We start from the raw sequence: 21,214 nt of genomic DNA, 5'->3' as shown, positions 1-21,214 counted from the left end.
CAGTCGGGCACGGGGCGCAGAGTAGGCAGACCACAGGTGACTACACTTGGATCTGTTTCACGAAGCAGCCACCCCAGGGTGGTCCAGGTACAGACTGGCCCCGGGTGACCTCCCCGCCCCAGGTGACTCCGGGTGTTCCTGGCCTCAGCACCGGCCACACCTGGTCACCTCAGTGTTCTCGACGAAGGAGTCGACATGGACATCATCATCGGAAACGAAAGCGTGCGCGCAAGCATTCAGCCTCTCGGCGCGATGACGACCCTCGTCTTCAACCCCGGGACCCCGCGCCAGTTCTCGCCCTCGTACACGGCGAAATGGGAGGGCTTCCCCGAGCTTGCGCTGCTTGACAGCTTGCGGGGTGATTTCCTGTGCGCCCCCTTCGGTGCGGCCCCCGCCTCGGCCGAGGACCTGCCAGAGGCGTGGCGTCAGGGTTTTGCGGGCCCGAGCGAATGGGTGCACGGCCCCTCCGCAAACTTGGAGTGGAGCGCAAGCGAAGTCGGTGAAGACCATGCGAGGCTCTTCCTCGAATATGCTCCCGATTTTCCGATCGAGAAGGTGGAGCGCCGCGTCACCTGCCTCGAAGGCGGGGTCGAGTTCCTCGATTCGATCCTCGTTCGTTCCGACTGTTGCCTGCCGCTCGGCCTCCATCCGATCTTTTCGCTTCCCGAGGCCGAGGGCGGTGCGCGCATTGAGCTGCCCGAATGCGATTCCTTGTGGAGCTTCCCCGCCGATTCGGGCACCTCAGTACTGGACAGGGGCGCGGTGTTCCACGATGCGACCAAGGCACCTCGAGCTGATGGTGGCACGCTGGATCTCACGCGCCTTCCCCTCAAAGACGAGGTCGACGAGATCGTTCTTTTGGCCGCCCCGAAGGAGGGGCGCGTCGCACTGTTCAATGAGGCCGAGGGATATTGTGTCGCCCTTGAGTGGGATACCGAGGTGCTCGACCACGCGATGCTGTGGATTTCGAACTACGGTCGCAAAGGCGCCCCGTGGTGTGGGAGGAACCTATGCCTGGGCATTGAGGCGATCACATCCGCTTTCGATTTCGGAACAGGCGTATCAGGAGCTCCCAATCCTCTCAGTGATGCCGGTTTCCGCACCGCCGTTGAGCTGCATGCGGGCCAGATCTACGAGATCCGACACCGCATCACCGGTGAGGCGCTCTAAGAGAAGGTGACCCGAGAGAAGGCGATCCGAGGGAGGGCGCTCTGAGAGGAGCCGAGGGCGAGTCGGATGACTGCGGGGCCGTCTTCCTCCTGATGCGAGTTCGGAGCGGACATTGAAGGGGAACACGTTTCCTTAGGATGATTCGCACGAGAAGCGAAAAGGCCCAGCATGATGAAGAGGGCAATGCGAAGAAAGCAGATCGGAAGAGTCCCTGGAGGGTCAGGCGTGCCCGGGTCGGCCACTTGAGATGCGGCAGAGGAGGCCGTTGAAGACTCAGCTTTCAGGTCTTTCCTTCAGTCTTCCTGAGTTTTGGGCGAGCTTCCCACTCAACATGCCAATGAACTCACCAATGTGGGAAGTAGTTGGCATGTTGGATGAAGAGCTTCGCGAGCGCATCGATCGTTTCCGTCTTCTCGGTTTCGACACCAGTTCAGAACAAGTGAAGCCAGGGATCGGCAAAGCCGTGCGTGAAACCTTGAGCGCCTTCTCTCACTCTGACGGTGGAACCCTCATCATCGGTGTGTCGGAAACCCAGGGGTTCACACCCGTCGAGGGTTTCGACCCCCAGAGCGCACAGAACCAGCTCATGTCCCGGTGCGAGCAGATGACTCCCGTCGTTCGGCCCGAAATCGAGATTCTCAAGGTCGACGACGCTCTCGTCCTCGTCGCAGAAATCCCGGAAATGCAGTCGCTTGATAAACCCTGCTATGTCACCGACCAGGGGTGCTACGGAGGTTCTTACAAACGCACCGGTGACGGTGATATGCGGATGACGCAATATGAAGTCGACCGCCTCATCGAGCAGAAAACACAGCCGAAATGGGATGAGGAGCCCGTCGACGATGCTTCCGTAGATGATCTCGATTCCAGCATCCTCGCTCCCTTCCTTCAAAGCGAACGGGTAAAACGTCCGAAGACCTTCGCACATGGTGAGGATCTGGCGCTTGCGCGCCTGCGCATCACCCGGCAAGAGCATCCGACCCTCGCAGCTCTCCTCGCCATGGGTGAGTACCCTCAGGAGTTCTTCCCGCGGCTCACCGTCGCTTGGGCGATGTTCCCGGGAACATCAAAAGGGGAGATCACAACCGGTACTCGCCTTCTTGACAGTGCAACAGTGACTGGCCCGATTCCTGAACTCGTCGAACGTACACTCGACCTCGTTGCGAGGAACATGCGGACTGGAGCGCTTATCGGCGAGAGGTTCAGGACAGAACTTCCCGACTACCCGCTCGTCGCAGTGAGAGAAGCCATTGTCAACGCACTCATGCACCGCGATTACTCCCCAGCAGCGCGCGGCACTCAGGTGCAAGTCAACCTCTTCGTCGATCGTCTTGAGATCACGAATCCAGGGGGGCTCTACGGGAACACTACTCTTGCGACGCTTGAGGCCGCCGGCACTTCTGCGACTCGCAACCAGCGCTTGGCAACTTTCTTGGAGAGCGTGGCTCTCGCGGATGGCGGCATCATCGCGGAGAACCGCGGCACGGGGATTCAGGTGATTCAAGCGGCGCTTCGCGAGGCTTTGATGCCTCCGGCCGAATTCAAGAACGATCTCACCCAGTTCACAGTCGTGTTCCGTCGGCGCCGCGTCGCTCAAGCTGAGCAGTACACCACCGCGCTGGAAGTCGTACGAGCGATCCTGGCAGATCGCGAAAGCGCTTCAACCAAAGACCTCGTCCGAGCCACGGGACTGAGCAGAACCTCTGTACAGAACTCCCTGAATTCACTGATTGAGGACGGCGTAGTCGAGGCAACTGAGCCTCCAAAGAGCCCTCGACAGCGCTACCGACGTGTTCTTCCGGAGCGTTGATCGAAATCCGGTGAGGCGTGGGCGAGCTTCCCACTGAATATGCCAACTACTTCCCACATTGGTCAGTTCATTGGCATGTTATGTGGGAAGCTCAGCGGACAGTGCTTCTCTCTGATCTCAGAGTTGATACACGAGGCACTAGGGATGACATTCCACAATGCCAATGATCGACAAGCACTACGCTGAGGCCATGGCGACCGATGACAGGCAAAGACCCCGGTTAGTTGACGTCGCACGCGCAGCGGGCGTCTCCGTCTCAACAGCCTCGCGGGCGCTCGGACGCGGCTCCGAACTCATCGGCGCCCAGACCCGCGATCATGTGCGCCAGGTCGCACGCGAGCTCGGATATCGAGTCAACCCGGTCGCCCGATCCTTACGACTCGCGAGGACCAAGCAGATCGGCATGGTGGTCCCCTCGATCTCGAATCCCTTCTTCATGGAGCTCGTTGTCCAAGTGGAGCATTGTCTGGCCGAGCGCGGCCTGTCTTTGCTGCTCTCAGATTCCCAAATGTCGGTGATCAAAGAGGATTTTCAGCTCCGCTCCTTCGAGGGAGGCTCCGTTGACGGACTGATCTCCGTGCCCTGCCATGAGGCATTCTCCACCCCCGCCCTCGAGCGCACTTCATCACTCGTCAACACCGTGCAGCTCGATCGCGCGGTTCAACTCCCTGAACTTCCGATGGTCGGAGTCGATGATCGTCACGGTATTCGCGCGATCCTCGAACACTTGCGCGATAAAGGAGCTCAGCGCATCGCCCTCCTCTCAAACACGGGAACTGATGTCTCCTCCATGACGCGCGTGAGTGAAGCGAGAATTGCGGCCGAGGAGTTCGGGATGCAGCTGAAGGACACTGACGTCGTTGAATGCAACTTCTCGGTTGAGTCCGCACGCAATGCGGTGAGCGTTCTGCTGGCCCGCGGGGACAAGTGGGATGCCTTCGTGTGTCTCAACGACCTCATTGCGATTGGCGCGGCGACAGAGCTTCGCCACCGCGGTTGGCGAATCCCGGAGGAGGTCATGGTCACAGGCTTTGACGATATTCAGTTCGCCCAATTAATGCGACCGTCTTTGACGACACTTCGCCAACCTCTCGCTGAGATCGCCCGGCGCGGAGTCGATCTTCTCTTATCCGAAGATGAGCCAATCGAGAAGCGAATCATCGTGCGAGGCGAGCTCATTGTTCGCGAATCAACCGGTTTCGAGGGCTGAGGAGCTCCTGCTTTTCGGGGAAGAATCATGCTCTTGGCCTCATTCGCCTGACCCTTCGCTCAGTCGACTCGAGCCAATTCACTCAGCCGAATCAACTGACCTTTTGAGGGGCGGATCCGCAGACTTACACAACCCGAGACCTGCACGACCCGAGGCCTGCACAACCCAAGACCTGCACGACCCAAGACCTGCACGACCCAAGACCTGCACGACCCAAGACCTGCACGACCCGAGGGGCGTCCATTGGTCTTGTGCCCACCCAAAGGCAGGATCACTGATTTTATGGGGAGTCTTCTCAAGGCGAACACGAGTCCGCCGCTCCTTTCGATTTTGGTTGAAGGAGCGGCGGATTCCACGTATGTGCGCCTCAGTAGGCCTCGCGCTTCAGTCGGCCTCACGCCTCAGTAGGCCTCACGCCTCAGTAGGCCTCGCGCTTCAGTAGGCCTCGCACCTCAGTAGGCCAACCCCTTTGGCTCGGGGGCGAGGAGAGCTGTCTGAGGATTGACGACTTCGAAGCCGTTCGCCTTATAGGCGGCGTAATCGAAGCTCTCGCACTCGTCATATCCGATGCGGTGGTATTCGTAGAAGCCTTCCCAGTCCTCGTACCCCGTACCGAGCTCAGATTCGAGGAAGGCATCAGCCATTGCCATCGCCGTGCGTTCAGCGACGTAGAACGCGCCCATCGCAAGGAGGTTCGCGTTATTCGCCGCAGCTGCTCGCTTTGCGGAAGGAACAGTCTCGCAAACGGCGGCGTGCACGTGCGGGACCTTCGAAGCGGCGATGTGGATTCCCATTCCGGTCCCGCAAAAGGCGAGGGCCCGTTCGAATTCGCCTTCGGCGATCTTCGCACCGAGGGCGAAACCGACGCGGTGGTACATGGGGGCGCTAGAGATGTCCGGGGTGAGGTCGGTGACGGTCCAGCCTCGCTCCTGCAGGTGACCCTTGACCGCCTCTTTGAGTGGGAATCCCGCGAAGTCAGCCCCCACGACGATCTGTTTGCTTCTCACAGTCTTCATGCTTTCTTCCTTTCCACGAGGAGGCCCTTGAAGGGGTTCTTGCCATTGAGTTCGTTCGCACAGATGACGACGAGGAGTACTCCGCCCCAGATCAGCGCGCGATAGAAGTTGGAGATATTGGGGAACATATTGAGCCCTGAGGACAGCACCTGGAGGATGACGATCGCGAGGACCACGCCCGCGATGCGTCCTCTTCCTCCATTCGGGTTCACTCCACCGAGGACGACGATGAGGACAGTGAGAAGGGTGTAGCTCGCTCCGTAATCGGCTTTCGCAGAGTTGTAATTCGCCAGCATGACGAGGCCGGCCATCGCAGAGAGAATGCCCGAGAGGATATAGGTCCTCATGAGAAGACCTCTGATCTTCAGTCCCGAGAAGTGCGCCGCCTTCTCATTCGCACCGATGAGGAGGATCTTCGTGCCGAATCCGGTGAGCGTGAGGATGAGACCGATGAGGAGCGCGCAGACGGTGAAGACGATCAGCGGCATCGGCACGATTCCAATGCGAGCGGCGAAGACAGCTCCATAGGCATCAGGAACACCGGAGACAGGTTTTCCTCCTGTGAGGATGATCGCGATGCCGCCGAAGAGTTCCATGGTTCCAAGGGTCGCGAGGATCGGTGGAATCCTCAGCACCGAGACGAGGAAACCATTGAAGGCGCCGAACACTGATCCAGTTGTGAGTGCGACCCCAAGAGCGATCGCGATGGCAAGACCCATCGAGGAGGGGCTCGCATCCCCGGTCAGGGTTGCTCGCAGGATGAGAGCTGTGCAGATCGAGGTGACGTTCGCGATCGAAACCGCCGAAAGGTCAATACCGCCGGTGAACATTGTGAGCATGACGCCGAGTGCCATGAGTCCGAATTCGGGGAACTGGATCGCCATAGACTGCCAGGTCCTCAAGGCGAAGAAGGGACCGGGCTTGACGACCGCGAAGAAGATGAGGAGGAGGACGAGGATGAGAATGAGCCTCGTCATGTACGTGTCCTTCGTGAGGAAGGACGGCATTCCGACTCGTTTGCGTTGGGAAAGGGATGAAATACTCATCAGTGGTTCTCCTGTCACATTCCCGCTGCTTGGGTGCGCTTCGACCTCGCCACCTGCACGGCAGAAACGCCGGTACCGATGATGATGAGGAGGCCGAGGGCGAAGCCCTGCCAGAAGGTTGGGATGCCGGTGAGGATCATTGAGTTTTGAACGATGACGATGAGGAGAGTGCCGAGGATGACACCCGTGAGTGAACCGGTGCCGCCGGTTATCGCCGTGCCTCCTAGGACGACGGCCGCAATCACCATCATCTCCATGCCGAGAAGATTCGTCGGGTGCATCTGGCCCATGGAAGTGGTGCGCACCATGCCCGCGAGCGCGGCGATGACTCCGACGATGACATAGAGCCAGAACTTCGTGCGCCGGACTTTGAATCCGGCGCGCTCTGCGGCTGATTCGTCGCCGCCGATCGCGAAGATACCGCGCCCGAACATTGTGTATCGGGTGATGAAGAAGACGATGGCGAGAACGGCGAGGAAGATGAGGATACTCGTCGGCATCACGGATTTGAGACCTGATTGGGTATTCGTCACCGTGAAAAGGGTGGACTCGCCGAAAGCTTTCATCGACTGGGGGATGTTGGGGATCTGGACCGATTTGAGCGCGCCCTGCATGACGCCGGAGAAGACATTCGCTGTACCGAGCGTGATGATGAGTGTCGGAACTGTGAGCCACGAGGTGAACAACCCGTTGAACGCTCCGAGGAGTGCGCCGAAAAGCATGGCGAGAAGGAAGGGGACGATCACCGGTCCGTTGAATCCTTGATCGACGAGGATGCGAGTCGTCGCATAGACCGCGAGTGAGGCGAGGGCCGGGAAGGACACGTCGATTCCGCCCGATACGAGGACAAGATGCGCGGCGATGGCGAAGAGCCCAGGGACGACCATCGCGTTCGCGAGGTCGACGAGGTTATTCGCCGAGAAGAACTGGCCGCTTCGCATCTGGATGACGAGGGCGAGGAGGACTATCACGAGGAAGACCCAGAACTCATTCGCTCGCAGGACTTTTGCCTTCAGCGAAGTCATGTCACTTCACTCCTTCCTGGGCCGTGTCGCGGGAGACGAGCTCGCCGAGTTCGGCCTCACTCGTCGTAGCCGGATCAATGGATTCACATATGCGACCACCGCGCATGATGAGGACGGATGAGCAGTTTGTGAGGACTTCGGCAATATCGTCGGAGATGATGACGATCGCCATGCCCTGAGCAGCGAGGCGCTGAAGGATCGAGTGGATTGTGTACTTCGATCCGATGTCGACGCCGACGGTTGGTCCATTGAGGATCAAGACGTCGGGCTTCGTCGCGAGCCACTTGGCGAGGACGACTTTCTGCTGATTGCCGCCCGAGAGGGTGTTGACGGCGTTCTCATGATTCGGGGTGGCGACTTCGAGTTCTTGGACCCATCTGATCTCCTCCTTCTCGATCTTCTTCTTATCGAGAACGCCGAGTGCGCCCGCGAAGGAATCGAGTTCTGAAATGACGATGTTCTCCCCGATTGATCGGGTGAGAAAGAGCCCTTCAGTGAGGCGATCTTCAGGGACGAGGGCGATGCCGGCTTTGATGGCGTCTTGTACAGAGGAGAGGGTGACGTTTCTTCCCTTCACGCTGATCGTTCCCGAGGTCGTGGGCAGGGAGCCGAAGAGGGCGAGTGCGAGTTCCGTGCGTCCGGATCCGAGTAGGCCTGTGATGCCGAGGATTTCTCCACCTTTGAGGGAGAAGGAGACGTCTTCGAAAGCCCCTGCTGCACAGAGGTTCTTCACCTCGAGGACTACTTCTTCAGTGAGGGCATCTGCTTCGAAACGGGTTTCGGTGAACTCCTTGCCTGTCATGTACTTTGCGAATTTGTGGCGGTCGAGCTCATCGCGTTCACAGGTGATGACCTTTTCTCCTGAACGGAGGATGGTGAAGCGTTCGGAGATTTCGAAGACCTCTTCGAGTTTGTGGGAGACGAAGAGAATGGCGATACCGCGGGCCTTGAGGTCGGAGATGATGGAGAAGAGGGCGTCGACCTCGTGTTTTGTCAGTGCGGTGGTCGGCTCATCCATGACGATGAGCTTCGCATCTGACATGAGGGCCCGGCAGATCGCGACGAGTTGCTTGTCTGCGACGGAGAGTTCACCGACCTTCGCGTCAAGGTCTACGGTGAAGCCGATCTTCGCCACCGCCTCCTCGGCGATCTTCCTGAAGCGCTTCCAGTTGACGAGTTTTCGCCCCGCTGCGACCTCGGTCGTCAGAGCGAGATTCTCCATGACTGTGAGGTTCGGGAAGACGGAGAAGTCCTGGTAGATCACTTGGACTCCGGCGCCGATCGCTTCGAGGGGCGTCATCTTCGTCCATGTTCGCCCGTTGATTTCAATGGTGCCCGAGTCTGGTTCGTGGACTCCGGAGATCACTTTGATGAGGGTCGACTTTCCTGAGCCGTTCTCGCCGGCGAGGCAGTGGATTTCGCCCGGTGCGATCTCGAGGTCGATGTTGTTGAGCGCCTTGACGCCTGCGAAGGTCTTAGAGACGTTCTTCACTGAGATGAGTGGGGATTCCATTCCCGTTTCCTTCCGAGGTGCAGCGCCTTGAGGGGTTCTCGAGACCGCTGCCTTTCACGCGGAACGCGGGGGCGTCGGCAGATCCGACGCCCCCGAGCGATCGTCAGAAGCCGAAGCTGTCGACGTTGTCCTTGGTGATCTGGATCCAGCCGTCACCTTCGAGGACCTTCGTGGAGCCCTCGGCGAAGTGCATGACGTATCCCTTGGGGCCGAGGTCGATTCCGTCCTCGATCTTCTCCCCATCGAGGATCTTCGTGGCCAGTGAAGCCATCGCGTAACCCGCGTCCGCCGGATCCCACAGGGTGAGGGCGGAGACGAGTCCCTTGTCCAGGATTTCCTTGTTCGCGTCGGGCATGCCAGTTCCGGCGGTGAAGACCTTGCCTTGCAGGCCGAGCTCGCCGATCGCACGGGCAACGCCGGGGGCGTCGAAGGAGGAGGTGCCGAGAATGCCTGTGACCTCCGGGTACTTCTTGAGGACTTCCTTGGCCACCTGGTAGGCGGTTTCGCCGTTGTCCTGGGATTCGACGCGCGGTTCGGCTGCAAGGAGGGTCATGTTCGGGTAGGCCTCTTTTTGACGGGCGATGGCGCCGTCCGCCCACTCATTGTGAGAGGCGTTGGTGACGTGGCCGACCATTGTCGTGTAGGTCCCCTTTTCACCCATTGCGGCTGCGAGGTTGTCCATGATGAACGCACCGTACTTGGCGTTGTTGAAAGCTTCGATGTCGTACATCGTGTTTTCTTGGGAGGCTCCCTCGTGGGTGACGACGACGATGCCGGCGTCCATGGCCTCTTTAAGGACGGGTTCGATTGCTCCAGGGTCGACGGGGACGACGCCGATCGCGTCAACGCCCTGGGCGATGAGGTCTTGGATGACCTGCGCCTGCATGGTGGCATCGGTTTCGGCCGGACCCTTTTGGAACACATTGAGCCCGGTTTCTTCGGCGTATTTGTTGACGCCTGTCTCCATGCGCACGAACCAGGGGTTCGTCGCGTCCTTGGGCACGATGGCAATCGTGTAGTTCGAGGATGACCCTGTGGAGGGGGACGACGAACAGTTCGTCGAGTCCCCGCCAGAGCAAGAGGCGAGGCCTAGTACCGAAGTGAGAACGATTGCACTTACGGCTGCGATTCGAGACTTCATGATGACTCCTTGTGATTCACATCAACGCTGATGGGATCGTCTTGCGCGCGTGGGCGCCGGATCGCAACTCCTCCCTTCTTCTTCCCGGGGTTCGAGCTCATCGTCGAGCTCAGGGACAGAAAGAAAGAACGGTCCGTCGAACGCTCAGAGGTGCGTGCTTGACCCCTAGAACGAACGTTACTGATCGTATGGCGAACATCGCAGCGTGTCGAGCATTATCGCTCGATGTTGTGCAATCGTTATCAACGGTGCAATACAGGGGACTCGGCAAGGACGTGGTCTCTATCGGAAAGCCAGGAACGGAACTCCTGCGCATCGCGGTACGACTTCTGGGTCCCCCGTGCAGTGACCGACAGCGCCGCATATGCATTCGCGAGTTCAAGTCCCTCGCGAACTTCGAGGCCCTCGGATAGGCAGTGCGCGAAGCAACCGATGAAGGCATCTCCCGCGCCTGTGGTGTCCACAGGGTCGATGGAGAATGGGGCGATGAAGACATCGTCTCCAGAGTGAGAGAGCCAACGGACGCCTCGTGATCCCAAGGTGACGATGACATTCGGGCAGCCCGCTTCGAGAAAGACTTGGGCGGCGCGCTTCACCTGTTCCTCCGTTTCGGTCGCGATGCCGGTCAGGAGTTCGAGCTCAGACTCGTTCGGCATCACGTAGGCGCATTGAGCGACGAGTTCAAGGTCGAGATCTTTCGTGGCCGGTGCAGGATTGAGAAGAACCGGAATACCCAGTCTCTTTCCCAAGGCGATCGCAGCCGCGACGGTCTTCATGCGGATCTCGAGCTGGCACACGATGAGTGAGGTCTTTGATATGGCGTGAGCGCCAGCTTCGACGTCTTCGGGCAATAGTCCATTGTTCGCGCCCTTGACGATGATGATGCGGTTGTGGGAGTCGGGGTCGACGAAGATCGGCGCCACACCGGAGGTGCCGTGAACCTGTTTCACGAGCGAGAGGTCAATGCCATTGTGTGCGAGGTTTTCGATCGTCGCCGCACCGAAAGCATCGTCGCCGACGCAGGTCATCATGATGACCTCGGAGCCGAGGCGCGCCGCTGCGACAGCCTGGTTGGCCCCCTTTCCGCCGAAGCCGATTTCGAAGTCGGGCGCCTCGATGGTTTCGCCTTCAACTGGAAAACGGGTGATGTAGGTGATGAGGTCTGTGTTATTCGATCCGATGACTGTGATGCTCACGGGCCATTCCTCCTGGAACCACGGCGTTTGCACATCCCGAGCTTCTTTGCTCGGCGTTCATGCGCAAAGTGTTCGACCATGCTAACGCAAACGTTTGCAGCTGTCAGCTATTTCGCGGTTCTTCTTCTATTTCACAAGGAAGAAAGGCGGCGATATTGCGATCACGGAAGAGAAGCGGCGATGTTGCGCTCATGAGCACAAGACAGTGAGCTTTCCACTCACCATGCCAATTACTTCCCACATTGGTGAGTTCATTGGCATGTTGTGTGGGAAGTTCAGCGGGCTGTGCTATTCGAATCTCAGTCGAACTCCGCCCGCTCCACACGATCCACTGCCGTAATGCCCTCGATCTGGGCAAGCTCCTTCATCAGGGCATCTTGGGGGTAGGGGCCCTCGAATCGCAGAACAACGCGCATTCCCGCACCGTTTTCGGTCTGGATGGATTCCGTTGATTTCACTGAAGCTGCGTATCCATGCTCCGATGCGACCACGAGGATCTTTCTCATCACACCCTTTGCAGACTCGTATTCAATGACCGTCCGATCGTTTCGGTGACTTGAGGGGATTTTTTCCACAAGGGGACCGATGGCGAAGATCAGCAGGAAGTGCAAGACGAGTGTGATGACCGCGAGTACTCCGAGTCCTGCGCCGCATGCAACGCCGATTGCCGCCGAGAGCCACACGGTCGCGGCAGTGGTCAGGCCCTTTACGGTGTCGTTGTTGACGAAGATGACTCCTGCACCGAGGAAGCCGATGCCCGAGACGATCTGAGCTGCGAGGCGCGAAGGATCGAGAGTGAGAGTCGAAGTTTCAGGGACGACGAATCCGTAGATCGAGGTCAGGGTGAACAGACACGAACCCATTCCCACGAGGACATGCGTTTTCACGCCAGCGTCTTTGAGGTGGAAGTGACGCTCGAGGCCGAGGAAAAAACTCAAGACCATCGTCAATGCGAGGGCTCCCGCCCCGAAGACCAGAGCCTCATTTGAGATCACCTGCATTGTTCCCCTCACCTCACCTCTTCGATCTCGTGGCGCGTTCTCAACGAACCCTCGTTCTTGGCGTAACAGTTTAGGACTCTGCGCTTGTATCTGCGCGTTTTTCGCTGGCGAAAGCTTTCCTCGTAGACGCGCAATTCGCTCCGAAGAGGGGCGCTCGGCTACCAGAGGAATCAGAGCGAGTCGCCCGATCTTCTGGTGATTCGGGCATCGTTTTGGCATGAGTAGGACACACGATGATTTTGGCCTCCCCTCGCTTTGAGATGAGAGCTTCTACCTCGTGAAATATTCGGCCCATTAAGGGGATCATCTTCTCGCCTGGGGCACTTCAGTGGCTTTTGATCTTGAGATTCCACTCCGCCTCTTCTGTTTGAGAGAGCTTCTTGGATCGACTCAAGAGAAAGTGAGGCTGGGTGGAACTCCCCCCGCTGCGCGCCATATTCTGATCCGAACGCTTCTCGATGCCCGTGACATGGCACACTGAGGTGGAGTGTCGCTCCGACAGGCTCGCGGCTCCTGGTGCTCGTCACCGAGTATGCCGGTCAGCCTCCCAGCTTTTCGGCGGCGGCACGAGGTCGGAGCCTGAGGATCCACGGCTCGGCCTCGAACATTGTGAATAGGCGCACCGGGCCCGGGACTGGAGCCAGGGCTCTCGCCGATCTGGCTTTAGGCCACGAACGGCTGCCCCACCGGCTCGGCCCGAGTGCAACGATCAACGAGGTAAGGAAGGTTCAGTGAGCACATCAGCGCATCCGGACAGCAATCCGCAGGGAAATCGACTCGACCCGTGGTTCGATGCCTACGCTGAACGAGCTCATAACCTGCGAGCTTCCGAGATCCGCGCTCTGTTCTCCGTTGTCTCGCGCCCCGAGGTCGTCTCTCTCGCCGGTGGCATGCCGAATTTGAAAGACCTTCCTCTTGATCGCCTCGCAGAGTCGGCGAAACGCCTCATTTCCACCCGGGGCGCACAGGCAATGCAATACGGCTCTGGTCAGGGCTGGGAGGTCTTGCGCGAACGCATCACCGAAGTCATGAGCTACGAGGGAATCGTCGGCGCAGACCCAGATGATGTCGTTATCACGACCGGTTCTCAGCAAGCTCTTGACCTGATGACCGAGCTCTTCATCGACCCGGGCGATGTCATCTTGCTTGAAGCACCCTCGTATGTGGGCGCGCTTGGCGTTTTCCGCGCCAGACAGGCGGACTGTGTTCACGTCCCCATGGATGATGAGGGCATCATTCCCGAAGCTCTTGAGCAAGTCATTCGCGATGTTCGGGCTTCGGGGCGCACGATCAAGATGCTCTACACGATTCCGAACTTCCACAACCCAATGGGCGTGACTCTGTCTTTGGAGCGTCGTCCGCTCATCGCTGAGATTTGCATGCGAGAGCACGTCCTCATTCTCGAGGACAATCCCTACGGTCTCCTCGGTTTTCACGCCGATCCACTGCCTTCACTCAAATCCTTCTCCCCCGAAGGCGTCGTCTATCTCGGTTCCTTCTCGAAGATGTTTGCGCCCGGCTTCCGCATTGGTTGGGCTTACGCACCCCACGCGATTCGAGACAAGCTCGTCTTGGCGTCAGAGTCGGCGATCCTCTCGCCTTCGATGATCGGCCAAATGGCAATCGCCGATTACCTGAGCGACTACGACTGGTACTCGCAGGTGAAGGCCTTCCGTGCAATGTATGCGGAGCGCTGCGAGGCGATGCTGAACGCGCTCGAGGAATACATGCCTGATTGTTCATGGACCCATCCCGAAGGTGGCTTCTACACCTGGGTGACCCTGCCCGAAGGACTCGACGCGAAGTCCATGCTGCCTCGCGCTGTTCGTGCGCGGGTCGCTTATGTCTCCGGTACAGCCTTCTACTACGACGGTCAGGGCGCAGACCACATGCGGCTGTCCTTCTGCTATCCGACGCCGGAGCAGATTCGCGAGGGCGTGCGCAGGCTGTCGACTGTCGTCAATGCCGAGAAAGAACTCGTGGATATGTTCGGCGTCGGCTTCCACAAACAAGACATCGACGAGGTCGGGCCGGGCGTTGCCCCTGCGCCCAATGCCCTCTGAGCTCGCTGAACAGAGCGACTATGGCTGCCCATGAACGCTTTAGATCATCACATACGATTTGGCCAACACCTATAGTGATTCACACTCAATGTTTCACGTGAAACACCGCAATTCTGAACTCGCATGAAGCATTGAAGGAGAACAGGAGATACACCGTGAAGTCGAAGGTCCTCATCATCGCCGGAGGTCTCACGCATGAAAGAGACGTGTCCGTTCGCTCCGGTCGCCGAGTTGCCAATATTCTCCAAGAGGCGGGCTACGAGGTTCGGCTCAGCGATGTTGATCAAGGACTCCTCTCAGTCATTGAAGAGTTCGCTCCCGATGTGATCTGGCCTCTGGTCCACGGCTCTATTGGCGAGGACGGCTCCCTTCAGACACTGCTCGAAGCAATTGGCGTTCCCTTCGTTGGTTCAGCATCGACACAAGCGAAGTTTGCATCGAATAAGCCAACAGCTAAGGCACTTCTCGGAGCTGCTGATTTTGAGACTCCCGGTTGGGTAGCACTCCCCCAGGTTCTCTTCCGTCAACTTGGTGCCTCTCAAGTCCTCGAAGCTATCGAAGCGCAGACCTCCTTTCCTCTGGTCATCAAGCCGACCGATGGCGGCTCCGCCCTCGGCATTTCAACCGTGCATGATCCCGCCGAGTTGCGTTCGGCGATGGTTGAAGCATTCGCATATGGCGAGCACATCATGATCGAAGAGTTCATTCAAGGACGCGACATCGCTGTCTCCGTTATAGACCTCGAAGAGGGCCCGCTCGCTTTACCTCCGGTTGAGATCGCGACGGACACTGGTGAATACGACTACGCCGCTCGTTACACGACCGATGAGACCGAGTATTTTGTTCCGGCTCGCTTCACGCGCGATGAGCTTGATGTTCTTCGGGAAGCTGCAATCGAAGCGCATACAATTTTGGGCTTGCGAGATCTGTCCCGTATTGACTTCGTCGTCGACGATGAGGGCACATGCTGGTTCATAGATGCGAACGTCACGCCCGGCATGACCGACACCTCCCTCCTCCCCCTTGCTGCGGAGAACGCAGGCAGTTTCGCAGAATTGTGCTGCCGAATCGTTGACTTCGTTGCAGCAGGACGGCCTGTCATTGACGAGGACGAAATGGGCTCAGAGGAGGGAATTCTTTCCGAGGATGGAATCGCTTCTGAGGACGGAGAAGGCTGAGCTCAACCAAGCAGGAGGAGTTGTCGAAGACAATTGGCCGTTCGCAGCCACTGCTCGCCAATAGCCTCTCTTTCCTTTAGCCGACGCCCACAGTTCACAAGAGGGTTGCGGCTTCAAGCGTCCTCGCATGACGGCGAATAGCTCCTGAGGCGGGAGAGGGACTTCTTGGAGTCACTGCCGAATCCAGTGTGGGTTTTCCGCTTCACTTGGGTGTTGTGGCGGCACTACATCTGAACTCTACGGAACGTGCGTGTCTTCCCTGAGACCGGGCCTCTGCTGCCCCTCAATGGTATCGACGGGGCTTCGAGCGAACTATGTACGCCTTCTTCGCTCGTGCTGTTGGTTCAGGATCGGGGGATTTTGGGCTCTACGCTCAAGCTGCGCTAAATCTCCATGTCTGCGGCAGGCTCTGCGCATCAAGATCACCCCTCTCCCTCGACTCCGCCATTTCCGCTGTATTCGAGAGATCATAGAGGATTCCAGCGACCTATCCCCCTCAGCTACGTCTTCCTATCGGTGAACCCGGGCTATCGGTTAGCACGATGTTTCTGTCTCAGCCGATGTACCGGCCCGCACGATTCTTCTGTCTAAGCCGACAGATTGGGCAGTTGGGACGTCGTTTAGCCCGGACCTCTTGCCCCCGCCACCGCTCCCATCTCCACCTCTGTTCCAATCTCGTGGGGGCCAGAGTGCGAACCCTCCCTATTGACTCGTCGGCAAGCTGCCTGTTCCGAGCTATTTTGCCTCTGAAAGATTTTTGCTTCGTTCCGACGTGCAGTCCACCCATGGCTAGCCCGATTCATTGAGCAACACAGCGAGAATATCCAACCCGGCTGCATCGATCTGCCCGCGCCTAGGTCCTGGGCAGCTAGTTCAACAAGCGCTCGCACTACTATGTGGGACCCTACTTCCGTCTTGCCTCTGCCTAGCTTTTTCTATTGCATACGCGCGAGGAGCAGAACGGCTTAAGCGAGCATTCCGAGGTCAATGAGATCACGGCGCGCGAGTTCGGCATTCGTCCACATGATTCCGCGAATGCCAAGCAACTCGGCCGCTCTGATGTTCTTCTTCCGGTCATCGAAGAAGACCGCTTCCTTAGCCTCGATCCCCATCGCTTCAAGGGCAGCTCGGTAGATTGGTCGATCGGGCTTGCAGCACGCGGTGTCACAGGAAAAAGTGAAGCTCTCGAAATACTTGGCCCACTGAGTTCGCCGAATCTCATTCGCGATCGGACGTGGAGCATTCGAAAGGATCCCCAGGCGGATTCCTTGGGCATGCAAGTCCTTCAGTAGCTCAATTGTTTCAGGAACTGGCTGGTGAACGCGCATTGAGTCGTATTCGACAAGGGTTTCAAGAAGCTCATCAGTTACTGCAGGCTTCCCGCAGTCACCTGCGACTCGGTCCCAGAACTCGCGGTCGGAGGCGCCCGCGTCATACCCGTCACGATGCGCCCACATCGCCTGATCAACGAAGTTCACAAGAGACTGTCGTCCATCGCCAATGAGGCTTGCAATGTGTTGAGCACTGGGATGGGAGTTGACAATCACCCCACCAACATCGAAGAAGGCCGTGATGGGTGCCGAAGACTCGACCATGTACGCCTCCTTGTCAGTGCATGTGCGTCCATTCTCGCGTCTCAGCTTCGATGCGACCACTTTAGTGGTGAATCGCACGAGCTCAAGGTGGCCATTAGAACGGGCAGGCATGAGGGGCCTAGCGGCACTTTGGTCTTTGAGTTTTAGTGTTGTGCAGAAATTAAGTCTGCGATTCGGCGAAGATCTTCAGGACCCGCGAATTCGATGACGATCCTGCCTTTCTTGGCTCCTTCGGTGATACTTACCCGGGTTTCATAGGCATCCTGAAGTGCGGAAACAACCTGCTCGCCGAGTGCAGAAATGACCGGACGTGTTCGGGTACGTGGACGAGGTGCGGCCTTAGCGCGTCCAAGTCGAACAAGCTCCTCAGTTGTGCGAACAGAGAGACCCTCCGCAACGATACGATCAGCCAGAAGCTCCATATCCTCGACCGTTTCAAGGGAAAGAAGTGCCCTCGCGTGCCCAGCGGAGATCACTTGCGCCGCGACTTTCTTTTGAACTGTGGGCGGAAGCTTCAGGAGACGGAGGGTGTTGGCAATCTGCGGGCGTGAACGTGCAATTTTCTTCGACAACTCCTCCTGTGTGGCCCCAAAATCTGCCATGAGCTGCTGGTATGCAGATGCCTCTTCAAGCGGATTGAGCTGGGCTCGGTGAAGATTTTCGAGTAGAGCATCTCTCAGGAGGTCTTGGTCTTCAGTTTGTCGAATGATTGCTGGAACCCTGTCGAGCCCTGCGAGTTCAGCCGCTCGAAGTCGACGCTCACCCATGATGAGCTCAAAGCGTGCCTCAGGCTTCTCCTCCAGGCTTTCTTCCAACCGCTTGGACATGTCAGCTGTGAAGTCGATCGGACGAACAACGATGGGCTGGAGGATTCCGACCTCGAGAACCGAATCTCGGAGCTCAGCCAAATCATCTTCGTCGAACACTTCACGAGGCTGACGGGTGTTCGGAACGATATACGAGAGTGGAATCTCGGCAAAGCTCGCGCCGGGCACGGGAAGAAGCTCATCCGATGTTTCACGTGAAACACTATTGCAGGACTGAGCTGAAGCATCCTTCAGAGCATCGTCTAAGAGAACCGATGAAAGTGCGGCCCGCGGTTGTTCTTCAGCAGTGGAAGATGACCCCGTGCCCGATCGTTTTTCGGCTGTTGTACTGGTCTGCTCTTCGAGCATCGCGTCCGTCTTCTTAGCGGTGGTGCTGAGATCCTGCTGCGAAGCAAATCGACTTTTAGCTGAAACCTCTCGCTGGGCTTCGGCGTTGTAATGAGTAGTTCTCGGCTTTGAACCGGTGGAGCCGAGCATCTTAGTGCTGGCATGTGTTGCGTCGGAGGCTTTCTTGTTGGGGCTTCTTGGAGCAGTCTCCTCAACTTCTGCAACCTCCTGAAGTTCTTTGGCAGGAGGTTCGAACTCGGTGAGAGGCGAGCCCGAGGAGCTCACTCTTGTCTTCCTTGAGGTGGGGGTCTTCGATGTTGCGGCCTTCGGTACAAGCAGACCTTTTGCGGAACCGCCTCTTTGAAGTGCAGTGGTATTCGGACGTGCGGGGAAGAAGACGTCAAGAGGATCTACCTGCGACGATTCCTCGACATTGACTTCGTCAACCTGCGTCGGAATCAGTGCACCAAGCCCACGTCCGAGCGCTGAATGACGGCCCGCGCCACGGGGAGACTTCTTCTGAGACATCCGTATCCTCCTTGAATCGAACTCCATTGTTTCACGTGAAACAACGATCCTCATCCGGGATGGAACTCACTGTGGACACTAGCTTCGCTGTGCATCTACGAATAAGAACACTATCTGCGTCTTCGAAGGCGGGGCTTCCCCGGCCCTTGCGGCAGCAGCACGACAACCAAGGTGCAGCTCTTCAAAGAGGAGAGCGACGGCTTCTTCGTTGCCGTTCGTCAGCCAAAATCAGCTTTCATTGCTTAGCCTTTTGTCTCCCCCGAACCGCCTATGAGAAAGACTCTCCAAGGCCTGGTTTGAACGACTTCCTCCCATTGGACACTCAGCGAAACTCATGCATTCACTCCGCACCATTGAAGAGGCGCTGTTGCTCAATGGGTGAATCTACTCAGGTATAGGGCTCCTCCTCCAAGAACGCTATTCATTCGTTATTCTTTGCGGAGCTCTGCGCTACGGGCGCCATATCCCGGTGTCCAAAGCTCACCACCGCCTGATCGTGCATTCGGCTTATCACCACATTGCACTGTCATTGACGCCAGATGCCCCCGCGACCGCGACGACTTAGCTTCGCCGTGAACAGACAAGCGAGATACCCTCCGGCCCCGCCTCTTCGGAGATGCCCTCCGAGGTGAAGCTCGTGCTCGCAGTTGCATCCAAAGGAGCGCTCCTGCGGATGTTCATGAGTTATTGCCTTCTTACAGCTCTTTGCTGTTATCCCTGCACTTCGGCGATCTCAACCTTCTTCGCTCGGTCCTCAAGCAATCAATCTGAGAAGACCGCCTCCTCTTCCATATATCCGCAGATCACACCGAGTTGCTCATTCCGAAGTAGCGCGCGGAGATGCCGCCCGCCAAGAACAGCGCCTAAGACAGGGGCAGAAGCGCCGAAGTGTTTCACGTGAAACACTCAAGGTGATAAACGTTCTCATAAAATCCTGCGATCATCTCTGAGCATCAGTTGGACTCTGTAGCGACAAAAACTCAAACGCACAAGCTCAATACGAAAACGAAGAGAGGTGCGTCCTCAGATCCCGTTAAATGAAACGTTCCATATGAATCAATCCAAGTCAAAGACGATTCGGCACAATTACTCCTTCTACTACTGCGGTCGTGAATCCTCAATTGCTTCTCAATGCCGACTCTTGCTCAAGACCTCGACAAGTTCCTCCCTAGAATCAACATTCCTCGAGATTCACAACGGAACGATTACGAGGTGCGTCGACCGATATCCGATAGGAGGACCGACCATCAAACGTGTACACAACTATGCGAGCCTCCACTCCAAGGCTCCGCTGAGAACAGCGATGCTCTGAGAACAGATCCCCCGAGGTTCAACATTGTCTAGACACTCGGCACAATACGCTGCTCGAATGACGTTTCAGAGATTGCGATCTCAGACGAATGTTCAGGCAACGACAACACCGGAAGACAATCACTCATCCCAGGCCGGAGCAGACCAGACCCGACGAGACCAGGGCAGACCAGGGCAGACCAGGGCAGAGCAGAGCAGAATATCAGAGGCTCACTTAGTCAAAGCCGAACCAAAAATCGCCAAAGTTTCCTTCAACTCCGCTTTGAGCACCACCCTCGGCTCTCCTCCTCAGTCCTGCGCGAATCTCAAACTCAACTCGAGGGCAGCCTTCCGGTAGGCAAGGGCCCCTGTGTTTCGAGGCTCGTAAGTGATGATCGATTGGCCGAAGCTCGGCGCTTCGGAGATCCTCACCGAACGAGGAATGACCGTGTTCAAAGTAAGGGCGGGGAAATGCGCTCGAACTTCGGCTTCAACCTCTTCGGAGAGGCGAGTACGCCGATCAAACATCGTCAAAAGCATCGTCGACACGTGAAGCTTTGGATTGAGTTCGCTCCGAATCCGCTCAATCGTGTTCCACAACTGGCTCAAGCCCTCCAGCGCGTAATACTCCGTTTGAATCGGAATGAGAACCTCATCTGCAGAGACCATGACATTGAGAGTCACGAGTCCAAGAGAGGGGGGACAATCGACAATGACGACATCAACATCGCGCGTGACAGCGAGAAACTCCTTCATTGCCTCAGCCAAACGGAACTCACGCCTCGGCAGATCCACGAGTTCAATCTCTGCACCTGAAAGGTCAATCGTCGCTGGGCAAACGCGAAGACCTTCTATATCGGGGCACTCTTGTAAAACATCGGCTAGGGCGGCACCGCCGATGAGCACATCGTAGGTTGAGGGAGTTCCTGCGCAATGCTCGATGCTGAAAGCACTCGAAGCGTTACCTTGGGCATCCGCATCCACGACCACGACCGAAAGCCCTCCGAGGGCGAGTGCGGCAGCGAGATTCACTGCTGTCGTGGTCTTACCGACCCCGCCCTTCTGATTTGCGACCGCGATGACGCGTGTGCGTGAAGGCCGACCGAAAGATGCGTTATCAAGCATTCTCTGATCGTGCATGTTCTGCTCGATCTGGGAGAGCAGGGGAGTATCCTGACTCTTCGGGTTGCTCACTCTCTTCCCTTCCGTTTGATGCCCCGCCCAGTGTACGTGGCCGCGTGGGCAAGTAGTGAGACCGCCTGCGTGCCCACCTCAGGA

The 21,214-nt window shown here is 57.7% G+C and carries 15 protein-coding genes; 5 read left to right on the top strand and 10 right to left on the bottom strand.

The genetic code is table 11. The features are described from left to right. Positions 1-195: 195 nt before the first annotated feature. The 3 genes from JFX23_RS04755 (at position 196) to JFX23_RS04745 (ending at position 4,190) form a co-directional block, all read left to right on the top strand. Positions 196-1,170, top strand: a complete 975-nt coding sequence (locus JFX23_RS04755; RefSeq protein ID WP_198775946.1) for an aldose epimerase family protein — start codon at positions 196-198, stop codon at positions 1,168-1,170. Positions 1,171-1,519: 349 nt separating this feature from the next. Beyond that, on the top strand, positions 1,520-2,980 hold the full coding sequence (locus JFX23_RS04750; protein ID WP_198775945.1) for an ATP-binding protein: 1,461 nt from the start codon (positions 1,520-1,522) through the stop codon (positions 2,978-2,980). Positions 2,981-3,143: 163 nt separating this feature from the next. Then, positions 3,144-4,190 (top strand): LacI family DNA-binding transcriptional regulator, encoded by a 1,047-nt coding sequence (locus JFX23_RS04745; RefSeq protein WP_198775944.1) that lies wholly within the window; start codon positions 3,144-3,146, stop codon positions 4,188-4,190. 452 nt (positions 4,191-4,642) lie between these two features. Here the strand turns inward: JFX23_RS04745 and JFX23_RS04740 are convergent, their stop codons facing one another. The 7 genes from JFX23_RS04740 to JFX23_RS04710 all read right to left on the bottom strand — a co-directional run bounded on the left by JFX23_RS04740 (position 4,643) and on the right by JFX23_RS04710 (position 12,128). Beyond that, on the bottom strand, positions 4,643-5,206 hold the full coding sequence (locus JFX23_RS04740; protein ID WP_198775943.1) for an RpiB/LacA/LacB family sugar-phosphate isomerase: 564 nt from the start codon (positions 5,204-5,206) through the stop codon (positions 4,643-4,645). Then, positions 5,203-6,252 carry an ABC transporter permease gene (locus JFX23_RS04735; protein WP_198775942.1) on the bottom strand — a complete coding sequence of 350 codons (1,050 nt, stop codon included), beginning with the start codon at positions 6,250-6,252 and terminating at the stop codon, positions 5,203-5,205. Before JFX23_RS04735 ends, JFX23_RS04740 begins: the two co-directional genes overlap by 4 nt. Before the next feature lie 14 nt (positions 6,253-6,266). Next, positions 6,267-7,277, bottom strand: a complete 1,011-nt coding sequence (locus JFX23_RS04730) for an ABC transporter permease (protein ID WP_198775941.1) — start codon at positions 7,275-7,277, stop codon at positions 6,267-6,269. A gap of 1 nt (position 7,278) precedes the next feature. Next, positions 7,279-8,790, bottom strand: coding sequence for a sugar ABC transporter ATP-binding protein (locus JFX23_RS04725; RefSeq protein ID WP_198775940.1), 1,512 nt, complete (start codon positions 8,788-8,790; stop codon positions 7,279-7,281). 103 nt (positions 8,791-8,893) lie between these two features. Then, positions 8,894-9,931 (bottom strand): autoinducer 2 ABC transporter substrate-binding protein, encoded by a 1,038-nt coding sequence (locus JFX23_RS04720; RefSeq protein WP_198775939.1) that lies wholly within the window; start codon positions 9,929-9,931, stop codon positions 8,894-8,896. Positions 9,932-10,173: 242 nt separating this feature from the next. Further along, positions 10,174-11,127, bottom strand: a complete 954-nt coding sequence (gene rbsK / locus JFX23_RS04715) for a ribokinase (protein WP_198775938.1) — start codon at positions 11,125-11,127, stop codon at positions 10,174-10,176. Between the two features lie 299 nt (positions 11,128-11,426). After that, positions 11,427-12,128 (bottom strand): MgtC/SapB family protein, encoded by a 702-nt coding sequence (locus tag JFX23_RS04710; protein WP_198775937.1) that lies wholly within the window; start codon positions 12,126-12,128, stop codon positions 11,427-11,429. Between the two features lie 731 nt (positions 12,129-12,859). On the opposite strand from JFX23_RS04710, the gene JFX23_RS04705 reads away from it, so the two are divergent. Together JFX23_RS04705 and JFX23_RS04700 are read left to right on the top strand one after the other, a co-directional pair. Beyond that, complete coding sequence (locus JFX23_RS04705; RefSeq protein ID WP_198775936.1) at positions 12,860-14,191, top strand: aminotransferase-like domain-containing protein; 1,332 nt, start codon at positions 12,860-12,862, stop codon at positions 14,189-14,191. Between the two features lie 155 nt (positions 14,192-14,346). Beyond that, a complete protein-coding gene (locus JFX23_RS04700; RefSeq protein ID WP_198775935.1) occupies positions 14,347-15,369 on the top strand; it encodes a D-alanine--D-alanine ligase family protein in 1,023 nt (340 codons plus the stop codon). Between the two features lie 965 nt (positions 15,370-16,334). Here JFX23_RS04700 and JFX23_RS04695 read toward each other — a convergent pair. From JFX23_RS04695 to JFX23_RS04685, 3 genes are all read right to left on the bottom strand, one after another. After that, positions 16,335-16,964, bottom strand: coding sequence for an HAD family hydrolase (locus JFX23_RS04695; protein WP_233050587.1), 630 nt, complete (start codon positions 16,962-16,964; stop codon positions 16,335-16,337). Positions 16,965-17,107: 143 nt separating this feature from the next. Continuing rightward, entirely contained in the window at positions 17,108-18,646 is a 1,539-nt protein-coding gene (locus tag JFX23_RS04690; RefSeq protein ID WP_198775933.1) for a ParB/RepB/Spo0J family partition protein, read from the bottom strand. Between the two features lie 1,599 nt (positions 18,647-20,245). Further along, positions 20,246-21,076: a ParA family protein gene (locus tag JFX23_RS04685; protein ID WP_198776016.1), complete on the bottom strand. Its 831-nt coding sequence runs from the start codon at positions 21,074-21,076 to the stop codon at positions 20,246-20,248. Positions 21,077-21,214 lie beyond the last annotated feature (138 nt).

The sequence above is a fragment of the Schaalia cardiffensis genome (assembly GCF_016405145.1).
Classification (GTDB): domain Bacteria; phylum Actinomycetota; class Actinomycetes; order Actinomycetales; family Actinomycetaceae; genus Pauljensenia; species Pauljensenia cardiffensis.
The sequence above is the reverse complement of the archived record's forward strand: the minus strand, read 5'-3'. Positions and strand labels throughout refer to the sequence as shown.

Excerpts from the sequence above, each read along its gene's own strand:
- JFX23_RS04695 (WP_233050587.1), bottom strand. The coding sequence starts at position 16,964 with ATGGTCGAGTCTTCGGCACCCATCACGGCCTTCTTCGATGTTGGTGGG.
- JFX23_RS04730 (WP_198775941.1), bottom strand. The coding sequence starts at position 7,277 with ATGACTTCGCTGAAGGCAAAAGTCCTGCGAGCGAATGAGTTCTGGGTC.
- JFX23_RS04720 (WP_198775939.1), bottom strand. The coding sequence starts at position 9,931 with ATGAAGTCTCGAATCGCAGCCGTAAGTGCAATCGTTCTCACTTCGGTA.
- JFX23_RS04745 (WP_198775944.1), top strand. The coding sequence starts at position 3,144 with ATGATCGACAAGCACTACGCTGAGGCCATGGCGACCGATGACAGGCAA.
- JFX23_RS04690 (WP_198775933.1), bottom strand. The coding sequence starts at position 18,646 with ATGTCTCAGAAGAAGTCTCCCCGTGGCGCGGGCCGTCATTCAGCGCTC.
- JFX23_RS04725 (WP_198775940.1), bottom strand. The coding sequence starts at position 8,790 with ATGGAATCCCCACTCATCTCAGTGAAGAACGTCTCTAAGACCTTCGCA.
- JFX23_RS04710 (WP_198775937.1), bottom strand. The coding sequence starts at position 12,128 with ATGCAGGTGATCTCAAATGAGGCTCTGGTCTTCGGGGCGGGAGCCCTC.
- JFX23_RS04685 (WP_198776016.1), bottom strand. The coding sequence starts at position 21,076 with ATGCACGATCAGAGAATGCTTGATAACGCATCTTTCGGTCGGCCTTCA.
- JFX23_RS04750 (WP_198775945.1), top strand. The coding sequence starts at position 1,520 with ATGTGGGAAGTAGTTGGCATGTTGGATGAAGAGCTTCGCGAGCGCATC.
- JFX23_RS04755 (WP_198775946.1), top strand. The coding sequence starts at position 196 with ATGGACATCATCATCGGAAACGAAAGCGTGCGCGCAAGCATTCAGCCT.
- JFX23_RS04735 (WP_198775942.1), bottom strand. The coding sequence starts at position 6,252 with ATGAGTATTTCATCCCTTTCCCAACGCAAACGAGTCGGAATGCCGTCC.
- JFX23_RS04740 (WP_198775943.1), bottom strand. The coding sequence starts at position 5,206 with ATGAAGACTGTGAGAAGCAAACAGATCGTCGTGGGGGCTGACTTCGCG.